The organism is Enterobacter sp. Taxon_8 (genome assembly GCF_058354585.1).
Window position 1 is genome coordinate 1,715,642 of record NZ_CM177989.1, and the last position, 12,664, is coordinate 1,728,305.

Below are 12,664 nucleotides of genomic sequence, written 5' to 3' on the forward strand. Positions count from 1 at the left end.
TAGCAAACCTGTAAGAATTGCCGGAAGCAATCTAAATAAAGAGGCGATATCGACTAAGGTATCCTCCAGTTCTTCTATTCCTTATGTGCCGAAATGGTCCATCACTGTATAAGCGCATTCGGCAGGTATCAAATCACACCCCGCCCAAATACGCCTTCCTCACCTCCTGATTCCCCAGCAGCTCCTCGCCGCTGCCGGTCAACCTGATCTGTCCGTTTACCATCACATACCCGCGGTCAGAGAGCTTCAACGCGTGATGCGCATTCTGCTCCACCAGAAAGATAGTCATGCCGTTACGGGCCAGCTCGCGCAGAGTCTGGAAGATCTGTTTCACCACAATCGGCGCCAGACCGAGGCTCGGTTCATCCAGCAGCAGCAGCTTCGGACGGCTCATCAGCGCCCGGGCGATCGCCAGCATCTGCTGTTCGCCACCGGACATGGTCATCGCGCGCTGCTTGCGCCGCTCTTTCAGGCGAGGGAAAAGGTCAAACATGGTTTGCATATCTTCAGCCGCAAACTGGCTGCCGATGGGGATGGTCCCCATCAGCAGATTCTCTTCAACGGTCATATCCGGAAAAATTCGTCTGCCTTCCGGCGCCTGCGCAATGCCGCCGGACGCGACGTAGTGGGTGGATTTATGGCTGATATCTTCACCGCCGAAAAGGATCTGCCCGCTGCGAATACGCGGCTGGCCAAAGATGGACATCAGCAATGTCGATTTTCCCGCGCCGTTTGCGCCAATCAGCGCCACGGTTTCCCCCTTATTCACCTCGAGGGAGACCTGCTTCAGTGCCTGAATGACGCCGTAAAAGACATCCACTTCGCGAAAAGCCAGCAGCGGTTCGCTCATAGGGAGACCTCGCTTTCATCCGTGCCCAGGTAGGCGGCAATGACCTTTTCATCATGCTGGATCTGCTCGGGTTTCCCCCTGGCAATCACATCGCCGTGGTCGAGCACGATAATGTCGTCCGAAATTTCCATCACCATCCCCATATCATGCTCAATCAGTAATACCGTTATGTCATGATGATCCCGCAGAAAACGAATAATGCTGCTGAGCTTATGCGTTTCAACCGGGTTCAGTCCGGCTGCGGGTTCATCCAGACAGATCATTTCCGGCCCGGTGCACATTGCTCGCGCGATTTCCAGTCGCCGCTGCTGGCCGTAGGACATCTCTCCCGCCAGGCGATTGGCGCACTCCACCAGATCTACCACTTCCAGCCAGTAGAAGGCTCTGTCCAGGGCGTCGCTTTCTGCCTGCCGGTAGGACGGCGTATTCAGGATCCCGGCAAGCAGATTGCGGTTAACGCGCATATGCTGCGCCACCAGCAGGTTTTCCACGACCGACATCTCGCGAAAAAGACGGATATTTTGAAACGTGCGCGCCAGCCCGGCACGGTTGACCAGGTGGGTTCCGCCGAACATTTTGTAGAAAAGACGCTGCCCGAGCTGCGCGGGGTTAATCCAGTCGCCGGGCTGGAATTTTTGCCCGAGGACCTGAATGACGTTGGTCGTTTTATGGCGGGTATTAAACAAAATGTTGCCGCCGGAGGCTCTGTAGAAGCCCGTCAGGCAGTTAAACACGGTGGTTTTTCCCGCCCCGTTTGGCCCAATCAGGGCGGTAATGGAGCCACGCTGCACGTCCAGGTTGACGTCGTTTAGCGCTTTAATCCCGCCGAAGTGCATCATCAGATGTTCAACGCGTAGTATCGTTCCGTTCATGGTGCGACGCCCTTACGCACGGCAAACCCGCTGCGGTTGATGCGGATCAAACCGCGTGGACGCCAGATCATCATCACCACCATCAGCATGCCAAACAGCAGGACGCGGTACTCGGCAAAACTGCGCAGCAGTTCCGGCGTTACCGTGAGCACAAAGGCGGCCAGCACCACGCCAAGCGTAGAGCCCATACCGCCCAGCACCACAATGGCGAGGATCAGTGCCGATTCAAAGAAGGTAAACGAGGTAGGATTCACGAACCCCTGATAGGTGGCGAAGAACACCCCGGCAATGCCCGCGGTCGACGCGCCCAGCGTAAAGGCGGAAAGCTTAACCAGAACATGATTCAGCCCCATTGAGCGGCAGGCAATTTCGTCTTCACGCAGCGCTTCCCACGCCCGACCAATCGGCATTCGCGTCAGGCGGTGCTTAATGTAGAGCACCAGCATCACCACCAGGAACAGCACCGCGTAGATAAAAATAAACTTCATGTTCGGGTTGTAGGTCAGGTGGAAAAATTCGTGGAAGGGCACGCCGCCTTCTTTCGCGCGTCGTCCAAATTCCAGGCCGAAAAAAGTGGGGGGAGGGGCCGACACGCCGTTGGGTCCGCCGGTGAAGGTCAGCCAGTTGTTCAGTATCAGGCGAATAATCTCCCCGAACCCGAGGGTGACGATGGCCAGATAGTCACCGTGCATGCGCAGTACCGGGAAACCGAGCAGGGCGCCTGCGGCGGCGGCCATGATCGCCGCCAGCGGCAGCATGCTCCAGAAGCCTAAGCCGAGATACTGGTACCCCAGCGCCAGACCGTACGCCCCAATCGCGTAGAACGCGACATATCCCAGATCCAGCAGACCGGCCAGACCCACGACGATGTTCAGCCCCAGACCGAGAAGCACGTAGATCAGCCCGAGAATGGCGACGGTCAGCACATATTTAGTGGCAACAAACGGAAAGCAAATCGCAAGAGCAATCACCAGAGGAATAATCCAGCGCATGCGGCTTTTGTATTCCGGTGGACGGACATATACGCCTGCGCTATCGGCTTCGAAGCGTGCCTGGAAACGGGCGCCCGCGGCGGTACCTAAAAAGGCGCTCAACAGAAAACGTCCGAGCATTACGGTGCCAACCATCCAGGCCAGGCGCTGCCCGGCGAAGGTAAAGCTGTACCCGTCCAGCACCACGCCCGCGATGGGACCGAAGATAATCAGCGCAACCAGCCCGGAAAAGATCGCGTCCAGCATGCAGCGTTTAAGTGAAAAGCCGTGTGATGTCATCATTCTCTCCTTCACACCTTGGCCACAACCGGGCGCCCGAGCAGTCCCTGGGGACGGAAAATAAGGATCATGACCAGCAGGCCGAACGAGAAGACGTCTTTATAGTCCGAGTTCACCATGCCCGAGAACTGGGCTTCCGCCACGCCCAGGATAAGGCCACCGAGCATGGCGCCAGGGAGGGAGCCGATGCCGCCGAGTACCGCCGCCGTAAAGGCTTTAATGCCGATCACGAACCCGACGTAGAAATCAAAGGTGCCGTAGTTCATGGTGATCAGTACCCCCGCCAGGCCCGCCATCGCCGCGCCGATAACAAAGACAAGCGAAATAATCCGGTCGGTGTTAATCCCCAGAATGGAGGCCATCTTACGATCCTGCTGGACCGCGCGGCACATTCGCCCCAGCCGGGTACGATTGATTATCCAGGTGAGCACCAGCATGCCGGCAAACGAGGCCAACAGAATAAACACTTTGGTGTAGGTTATCTGCACGAACCCGTCGCCCAGATGCAGGCGAATCACGCCGTCCAGCATGGTCGGCACCCCTTGCTGGCGCGGGCCCTGGCTCAGCTGCGCGTAGTTTTGCAGGATAAGCGACATCCCGATGGCGGAGATCAGCGGCGCCAGGCGCGTGGAGTTACGCAGCGGCTTGTAGGCGATACGCTCGATGGTCCAGCCGTACACCCCGGTGACCACAATCGTGAACACCAGCGTCCCGAGGATCAGCAGCGGGAAGGACTGCAGTCCGAAGAACGAGAGCAGCGCCAGGCCAATGGCGCAGAGATAGGCGGAAATCATATACACTTCGCCGTGGGCGAAATTAATCATGCCGATAATGCCGTACACCATGGTATAGCCGATGGCGATCAGGCCGTAGACGGAACCCAGCGTTAAGCCATTGATTAACTGTTGCAGGAAGAATGTACTCATCTTAGCGCGCTCGTTTTATAGGCCGCGCGAGACGCGCAGCCTGATGTTTATTACGCGCCGACGGGTAGGCCCGCCGACGTTGAGCGTGACTCCGTCCCGTTACTGCACTTCCTTATATTTTCCTTTGTCGTCCCACTGGTAAACAACGTAGTCAGACACTTTCAGATCGCCTTTGCTGTCCCAGGCTTTTTTGCCCATCACCGTGTCGACGGAATTGGCCTTCAGCCACTCGCTGGCTTTGGCAGAGTCCTTGCCGCCGGTGGCCTTGAAGGCCGCGGCAATGGCCTGTACGGAGGCATAGGAGTAAAGGGTGTAACCTTCCGGCTCGAATTTACCGGCGCGGAATTTCTCGATTACCGCTTTACCGTCCGGGATCAGGCGCGGGTCTTTACCGAAGGTCATGTAAATGCCGTTGGTGTACTGCGGGCCGCCCGCCGCGGTCACCATCTCCTCGTTGACGATACAGTCACCGGAGAAGAATTTGGCCTGCACGCCCTGTTCACGCATCTGGCGAACCAGCGGACCGGCTTCCGGGTGACAGCCACCGAAGAATACGACGTCCGGTTTTTGCGCGCCGATCTTGGTGACCAGCGCGTTAAAGTCTTTTTCACCGCGGGATAACCCTTCGTACATCACATCCTGAACCCCGCGTTTCGCCAGCGCCGCTTTGGTGGCGTCAGCCAGACCCTGACCATAGGTGTCTTTGTCGTGAATAATCACCACGCGCTTGGCTTTCAGCTTGTCGATGATGAAGTCGCTGGCAACCTGGCCCTGCTGGTCGTCGCGGCCGCACATGCGGAACATGTCGCTCATACCGCGTTCGGTAATCAGCGGGTTAGTGGAGCCGGGGGTAATCGCAATAATACCTGCGTCGCTATACACCTCGGAGGCGGGCATGGTGGAAGAGGAGCAGAAATGGCCGACCACGGCGTTGACTTTATCCTGGTCAACTAAACGGTTAGCGACGGCCACGGCCTGCTTGGGCTCGCAGGCATCATCCCCCTGAACCAGTTTGATCTTCTCGCCATTAATGCCGCCTGCGGCATTAATGTCTTCAGCGGCCTGCGTTGCGCCGTGCCAGTACTGATCGCCATAGGTGGCATTCGGACCCGTGAACGGCCCGGCCACGCCAATCACAATATCTGCCCGGGCGGAAAACGCCGTCACCAGGCAACCGGCCAACACAAGAGAAAGAGGAGTTCTGATAAATTTCAGCGACATTATTATGTTCCTTAGCAAAGAGGTTTTTGCACCACGGCGTAAACCCGAACGCCCGACGGCGCAGCCAATCCGAAACACGAGCAAGAACAAAATGCACTAAACGAACAAGATACAGACGGCATCCTGCATATTACGGCGAGATTTCCCTGCGCAGAGACGCGCGAAGAACGTTAAGCAAAAACGTTGCCAGAATGGTTAACCCATTGACGGGCATGTGACATGTTTGAGTATAGAGCGCCGCGTTATGCCGCCTTAGGGGAGGAGAAGAAATTACAGCGGAGATCACATATCGTTAACAATAAAGCCCATAAGTTGTGCAAAGGTCACGGTTTGCACGTTTTTGCAGCAATAAAGACCTAAACTTCAGCCCGGAGAGGGGTGAGATATGTGTTAGGATCGTTTCCTTTTTTGCAGGAGTATCAGCGATGACTGAAGGCCCATTGAATGAAAGCGAAATGGCGTGGCTTGAAGAGACGTTAATGTCTTACGGTCATGATGACGCGTCCGTGATTGACGTGTCCGAACTGGACGGCATGCTTACCGCAGTGCTTTCCGGTCCTGTTGTCGTTGAGCCAGATGCCTGGCTGGTGGCGGTGTGGGGGGGCGAGAAGTACATTCCGCGCTGGAAAAACGATCGTGAGATGAACCGTTTTATCGATCTCTGCTTTAAGCACATGAACGATATTGCCGAGCGTCTGAGCGAATACCCGGATCAGTTCGAACCGATGTTTGGCTATAACGATGTGGACGGTGAGAGTTATACCGTGGTGGAAGAGTGGTGCTATGGCTACATGCGCGGTGTGGCTCTGACGGACTGGTCAGCCTTGCCGGAAGCCCTGAAGGCCGATCTTGATGTGATTGCGCTGCACGGGACGGAAGAGAACAGCGACAAGCTGGATGAACTGTCCGAAGAGGAATATATCGCCAGCATCGAGAGCATCCAGCCTGCGGCGCTGCGCCTGTATAATTACTGGGTAAACAACCCGCAGCAGCCGGAAGCGAAGAAGCCGATTGTGAACGGCACGAAGGTCGGGCGTAACGATCCGTGTCCTTGCGGCAGCGGGAAGAAGTTTAAGAGCTGCTGTTTGCACTGAAACATTTTTGTGGCTTTGGTTCGTTCACCTTAAGACCAGTAGAAGGTAATACGTTCTTAACCTGTGAACGATATAAGGGGCCGTCGAGGCCCCTTATATGGCAAGGCGTAGCAGACCGAGAATAAGCTGAATGTCTATTGTTGCTCATCGAATATCTTTGATCTATACACCCCGAAGTGCTTAGTTGTATTCTTGTATTGTCATATATCTTTCTGGTGTTTATCTTTTCATTTAATTCATGAATGTTTATTTTGCGCTTATTTATGCGTTGAATAAATTAAATCCTTTATCCCTTCCTGTGAAATAAGGTTTTAATGTTCGGCCTCCGGGCGTATATTTTGATTAATCTTATCGGTTGTTCAAAAGGATAATTGACGATGGCAGGACAATCAGACACGGTTCAATATCAGGATACACTGAATCGTTATTTACTTTATTTTCCCAGAAATAAAACCGTTTTATCTGATGTTCTCTCGTTTAGCGGGGAAGAAGAACTCAGTAAACCTTACCGTTATACTATTCGCTTTACCAGCTCAACACCGAACATCGCGGTTAAAGACGTCCTTAACCAGATGGCCGAGTTTATTCTGCGTGCCCCGAATCCGAGAGCAGGCTGGCATCATCAGGATCCCTGGCTGCCGGTGCGGCAGATAAATGGCGTAATCACGTCATTTTCCCGTCTGAAGTCGTCCGCCGATGAAACGCTGTATGAATGTGTGCTGGAGCATGAACTGGCCTTGATGGGCCGAAATTACCGTTCGGCCGTGTACATGGACATGACCGTGCCTGAGCTTGTCACGAAGTTAATGAAGGACAGCGGGTATTTTCAGGGTTACAACATCGATTTCGACCAGCTGGGCTTCAGCTATCCGCTGCGGGAAATGGTTATCCAGTGGAAAGAAACCGATCTCCAGTTTATCCGCCGCCTGCTGGCCGAAGTCGGGATCTGGTTTCGCTTTGAAAATCACGACAAGGTACCGGCCGAAACGGTGGTGATTTTTGGCGACGGGGGCCGTCGCTACGTATTCAGCGATAAAAAGCTGCCATACGTTCCTAATTCGGGCATGACCAGTCATGAAGAGTACGTTACCGAGCTTGAAGAGCGCTACCAGCTCATTCCCGAAAACGTGCTGGTCCGCACCTACAACTATCGCGATCCGTTTTCCCCGCAGGCGGATAAAACTCTTACCGACAACGACATTCCTGACGGGATAACCCGCGGCAAACAGTACCACTACGCCGATCATTTTCTGAGTGAAGGCGACTTTTATGGACAGGAGGCGGAAACGGCTACGTTTTACGCGCGCCTGCGCTATGAGCGTCTGCTGAACAATCAGAGCGTGCTGGGGGTGACGACCAGCGATCCGGAACTGCTGCCGGGCGTGATGTTTAACCTGACAGGCGATATTCCTGCCGGGTTTAAGCCTGGATTCGTTGTCACCACGATGACGCTCTCCGGCAGCCGCGCGGAGCACTATCGCGCCGTCCTGAAGGGCATTCCCTATCTGCACGGCTACAGCTACCGTCCGGACTATCTGCCGCGTCCGGTGATAGCCGGAACCGTGCCCGGCCGCGTAGCGGCCATTAATCGCGATCCCACGTATGCCGGAGTCGATGCGCAGGGTCGCTACCGCGTGAAGTTTGATTTTGACCTTGATGAAAAACGTGACGGCTTTGAAAGTGCGCTGATGCGTCTGGGCAGACCGTACGGCGGGGATGTGTTTGGGTTTCACTTCCCGCTGCTGGACGGGACGGAGGTGGCAGTCGCCTTTGAAGGCGGCGACCCGGACAGGCCGTATATCGCGCACGTCATGCATGACGGCAGCCATCCGGATTTGGTCACAAACCGCAACGATACCCGCAACGTGATCCGCACGGCCGCCTCGAACAAAATCCGCCTTGAGGATCGCCGGGGTGAGGAACATATCAAGATTTCCACGGAGCACGGCAAGGGACAGGTCAGCGTCGGCCACCTGGTCGATGCCACGGGGAAAAAACGCGGGCAGGGCGTGGAAGCCCGCACCGATGACTGGATGGCGCTGCGTGCCGCCAAAGGGGTACTCATTACCACAGAGGCCCAGCCCCGCGCGCAGGGCCAACAGCTGGATATGACGGCCGCCATCGCGCAGCTGGAAAAAGCATTGTCGCTGGCGATGACGCTGCAACAAAGCGCCTTAACGGCCGGTGCCGGGAATGTGGATACCGATCAGCAAAACCAGCTGGCCCGGGTGCTGAACCAGCTGACAGGGCCGGGCATTCTGGCGTATGCCGAAAAAGGTGCCGCACACGTCACCCCGCAGAGCCTGCAGCTGTCCGCCGGGAAAGACCTGATCGCGACAGCAGGTCAGGATGCCAGCGTGAACGTGGTGAAAAAATTCTCGCTGACCGTGGGGGAAAAACTCTCGCTGTTCGTCCGCAAGCTCGGCATCCAGATGATTGCCGGTGCCGGGGATATCACGACGCAGGCCCAGCGTGGTGCCATGCACATGCTCTCGCAGAAAGATTTCACGATGGCGAGCACCGCCGGGCAGCTGAACGGCAGTGCCAAACAGGGCATACAGCTGGTCTGTGGCGGCGGCGGGATCCGAGTCAGTCCGAACGGGCTGGTCACCATCTTTTCGCCAACGGGAATCGAACTTAAAGGACCCAACCTGAAGTATGACGGTCCGGAAAGCGCGCAGGTCACGGTCCCGCCGTTCAATAAGGGCGCATTCAAATTCCGCTACCAGCTGCACGCCGGAGATGACCCGGAACAAATTCTCGCAAACAAAAAATTCAGGCTGACCAGCTCGGCCGGAAACGTGGTTGAGGGTGTCACGGACAGCAACGGTCATTCATCGTTACTCGATGCCGATGACCTGGATACCTACAAAATGGAGTTACTGTAATGACGGAAGCGAGGAAAAGCCCGTATGCGCCACGGGTAATATCAGAAGGGGATATTCCTGTACACAGGGATTTGGGGGAAGTTGCTCAGACCTGCCGTGTGGGCGTACCGCGCCCGATGCCGGGGATCGTTATTCTGGTCCACGGCGTGAATGATGTAGGCGAAGCGTACCAGAACCAGGAGAAGGGCATTATCGCGGGCCTGAGTAAACGTCTTGGCCGCACAGACTTTTACACCCATGAATGGGGGGACTACAGAATCACCCGTCCCGGGCGTTCACCGGTTATCCCGTTTTACTGGGGGTATAAGCCTGTTACGCATGACGACTATAAAGCAGATCAGAAGCAGTACCGGGATGAAGTGGGTAAGCTGAAGGACCAGGCTCACCTGCCGTACGATGCCTATCAGGAAGATAATACTGATAAAAAAGCCGATCTGGGTAATGACGGAAAAGGTGCGTTTAAGTACCAGAACGATAACTTTGGTAATGCGCTGGAAGCGAACTTTGCCAAAGGGGGCGGTACCTTCGCGAACGCCACAACCAATATTCCCGACATGCTTGGGCCGGGGGCGGGTGGTGTGGCTCTGGCGGCTGCGGGATTTGCATCACTGCATATGAATGACGGGGATTACACTCACCCTATCTATGAAAACCCCCACCGAATCTATCAGTTTTTTGCTGCCCAGCGCCTCGCTGATTTGATTTTACAAATCCGAACCGAAGAGGCAACTAAACATGATGTTATTAACATCGTGGCGCACAGCCAGGGGACCATCATCACCATGCTGGCAAATATGCTGGTAAAACAGGCAGGACAGAATCCGGTGAACTGCGTCATTCTGAATCATTCCCCTTATTCACTGGAGTCCCGCGTGGCTGAAAATATTCAGCCCGGATACCAACAGACGGATGCCGCCAGACAGAAGACATTCAAAAATTTCTGTAGCCTGATGTATACCCAGTGGAAAGGGGGAGGAAAATTAGACGAGGATGAATTACTGACCCTGGAAGCCTCCTGTACGTTGCGTAAACCTTCAGATAACCCGCTGCGGGGTGATGATCGATATTGTCTGAACAACAACGGCAAAGTGTACAACTACTTCTGCCCGAACGATGGTGTTGTGTCACTTGAGAATGTGCAGGGGTTCGGCTGGGGTGGTATCCCCCAAAAAATAGCCAGTGTTATTCCTAACCTGTTCCAGCGAGTTTTTTATCAGCATGGCGAAGTAGGAAAAGCACCTGACACTAAACCCTTTGCGTTGCCACAACGAAAAGATGGGGATGCAAAATATTCGTTTCTCCCGAATGCCAGCTACCGAGCCCATGACGTAGTGATAAACGGTGAAGAATTGCCAGAGCCCTTTATTTTCAAACTACAGGGTCAGGATAACCATCCTGATAATGACCCTGAAACGAGTGACAAGCCGTATACGTATTATATCGACCCGGATAGCCCAGACGCCTACATATCCTATTCAGCTAAAGCCAGTGCCATTAAGCGCACGGATTCTGCGATGTATATGCTTAACAGTTATCAGCGTATTAGCTGGAAGCCTGGGCATGTTTTAACACCAGATGAGCTGAAGGGGGAAAGCCTTGACCGGGGGCATACCGTTATTCACGGGGAAGTAACTGGTTCAAAAGATTACCCTGTGTTGTCCATTACCTGGCTGAAAACCCGTGAAGAACTTGAAAAAGAATGGAAAAAAGTTGACCCGGTAAGCTACAGCCAGCATTCGTCAATTGTCATGAGCGAGTTTGCACCATCGCACGCGATGGCGTTCGACCTTGCAATTGGTCAGTGTAAGTCGTTTGACTACAAAGCCGGTAAATTCTGGGAAGGGTTGTTACACCGTGCAGACTGGCGTGATCCTCAAAGCGGTAATCAATATGCGAGGGAATATTACAAATCGGGTCGATTGCCAACGGCCTCTACAAAAGATTTTATGAATAAACCCGATGAGGTGCTGCCTGCGGGTGACTTCGGTGTGAAAAATGATTATGCCGGTATCCGGCCGCGATCACGTAACCTGATGGATATTGAGACGGGAACCGCCAGGCCGGAAGATTTCCAGGAAGTAAAATTATTGCAATGGGAAATGCCAAAACCTAAAAGTGACAGCCAGCTGGCTTAAGGATTAGATATGAAAGGATTATGTACAGGCTTGGCGGTCACAGCTATTTTTCTGGCAGCGGCTTGTCAAGCCCAGGAGCCGCCGACGCAGGTGGTTTACCGATTCAGTGACCATCGCTATCTGGAGCTGAAGGGCTGGGACTGCGAAGGTGAACTCTGGTACACCGATACGCAGAGGGCTATACATTCTCAGGTTTATTTTCAGTTTTATCGGATCTTCACGCGTAAATTTATTCATCCTTCAGAAAAATATATGTCTGTACCTATTTGGGGGACAGATGGTTTCAGGGTATCGAAGGACTATGGTCGGACATGGAAACTTGCACAGTTTGTCCCAGGAGAAAATGAACCCAATGGTGATGATAGTGCGCCTTATGAAGATGTTCTCTCTTTCACCGTAGTCAACGATCAGGGTTTTTTGCAGACCAAACACCGGCTGTATATGTCGTCAAAGCCGTTTGATGACCCGCGCATTTTGCCTGGTGGGTCGGGGATTAAATATCGTTTAGACAGCGGTGAAATGGATGAAATTACGCCAGATGCCCCAGGGTGGTCTTGGGGGATGGTTTATTTTACGCAGGAAGGTTTACAAGGAAAGGTTATGCGCCGTGAGGCCAATTATCAGGACCTCCCCGATAAAGTACCGGAAGTAAAAGGCTATACCGGCTGGGACCATATGTGGTGCGATATGGATGCGGGGCGATAAAGCATGAAAGGATTATGCATAGGTCTGACAGCTGCAGCTGTATTTATGGCAGTTGGTTGCCAGGCGAAAGAGCCGCCGACGCAGGTGGTGTACCGGTTCGATGACCATCGTTATCTGGAGCTGAAGGGATGGGACTGCGAGGGTGAACTCTGGTACACGGATACACAGCGGGGTATCCACACGGAGCCAGTCAGCCAGTTTTACCGGATATTTACCAAAAAATATGTGCATCCATCAGAACGTTACATTGCGCTTCCGACCTGGGATGTAAGTGGTTTTCTTGTTTCGAAAGATTACGGTCAGACTTGGCATGATGCACTGTTTTCCCCTGGTGAAAATGATCTTAATGGAATGAATGCCCCACAGCAGGAAGATGTTCTTTCTTTTACCGTCGTCAACGATCAGGGTTTTTTGCAAACGAAACACCGGCTGTATATGTCATCAAAGCCGTTTGATGACCCGCGTATTTTGCCTGGAGGGGCGGGTATTTTTTATAGCCTTGCTAATGGGGAAAAAGACAGTATTACTTCGGAAGCACCAGGATGGGCTTGGGGATTGATTTACTTCACGCGAGAAGGACTTGTTGGAAAAATAATGAGTCATGAAGCCAACTATCAGGATCTTCCTGACAGGGTACCGGAAATAAAGGGTTATACCGGCTGGGACCATATGCGGTGCGATATGGATGCGGGGCGATAAAGC

10 protein-coding genes are annotated in these 12,664 nt (G+C 53.9%); 5 read left to right on the top strand and 5 right to left on the bottom strand.

Features of this window, described 5'->3' with window-relative positions:
• Positions 1-133 precede the first annotated feature (133 nt).
• The 5 genes from AC4IBF_RS08125 to AC4IBF_RS08145 form a co-directional block, all read right to left on the bottom strand.
• On the bottom strand, positions 134-850 hold the full coding sequence (locus AC4IBF_RS08125) for an ABC transporter ATP-binding protein (RefSeq protein ID WP_111964853.1): 717 nt from the start codon (positions 848-850) through the stop codon (positions 134-136).
• On the bottom strand, positions 847-1,722 hold the full coding sequence (locus AC4IBF_RS08130) for an ATP-binding cassette domain-containing protein (protein WP_136195798.1): 876 nt from the start codon (positions 1,720-1,722) through the stop codon (positions 847-849). Before AC4IBF_RS08130 ends, AC4IBF_RS08125 begins: the two co-directional genes overlap by 4 nt.
• Entirely contained in the window at positions 1,719-2,993 is a 1,275-nt protein-coding gene (livM, locus tag AC4IBF_RS08135) for a high-affinity branched-chain amino acid ABC transporter permease LivM (protein WP_149366619.1), read from the bottom strand. Before livM ends, AC4IBF_RS08130 begins: the two co-directional genes overlap by 4 nt.
• An 11-nt stretch (positions 2,994-3,004) precedes the next feature.
• Positions 3,005-3,919, bottom strand: coding sequence for an ABC transporter permease subunit (locus AC4IBF_RS08140; protein WP_115875715.1), 915 nt, complete (start codon positions 3,917-3,919; stop codon positions 3,005-3,007).
• 99 nt (positions 3,920-4,018) lie between these two features.
• Positions 4,019-5,140 carry a branched-chain amino acid ABC transporter substrate-binding protein gene (locus AC4IBF_RS08145; RefSeq protein WP_023312277.1) on the bottom strand — a complete coding sequence of 374 codons (1,122 nt, stop codon included), beginning with the start codon at positions 5,138-5,140 and terminating at the stop codon, positions 4,019-4,021.
• Between the two features lie 425 nt (positions 5,141-5,565).
• Here AC4IBF_RS08145 and AC4IBF_RS08150 point away from each other — a divergent pair, with 425 nt between their 5' ends.
• From AC4IBF_RS08150 to AC4IBF_RS08170, 5 genes are all read left to right on the top strand, one after another.
• Complete coding sequence (locus AC4IBF_RS08150) at positions 5,566-6,234, top strand: YecA/YgfB family protein (RefSeq protein ID WP_133294712.1); 669 nt, start codon at positions 5,566-5,568, stop codon at positions 6,232-6,234.
• Between the two features lie 377 nt (positions 6,235-6,611).
• Complete coding sequence (locus tag AC4IBF_RS08155) at positions 6,612-9,122, top strand: type VI secretion system Vgr family protein (RefSeq protein WP_136195796.1); 2,511 nt, start codon at positions 6,612-6,614, stop codon at positions 9,120-9,122.
• A complete protein-coding gene (locus tag AC4IBF_RS08160) occupies positions 9,122-11,257 on the top strand; it encodes a T6SS effector phospholipase Tle3 domain-containing protein (protein WP_491463254.1) in 2,136 nt (711 codons plus the stop codon). The genes AC4IBF_RS08155 and AC4IBF_RS08160 overlap by 1 nt, the downstream gene beginning before the upstream one ends.
• 9 nt (positions 11,258-11,266) lie before the next feature.
• Positions 11,267-11,962, top strand: coding sequence for a T6SS immunity protein Tli3 family protein (locus tag AC4IBF_RS08165; protein WP_133294709.1), 696 nt, complete (start codon positions 11,267-11,269; stop codon positions 11,960-11,962).
• Between the two features lie 3 nt (positions 11,963-11,965).
• Entirely contained in the window at positions 11,966-12,661 is a 696-nt protein-coding gene (locus AC4IBF_RS08170) for a T6SS immunity protein Tli3 family protein (protein WP_133294708.1), read from the top strand.
• The last annotated feature ends 3 nt before the right edge of the window (positions 12,662-12,664 follow it).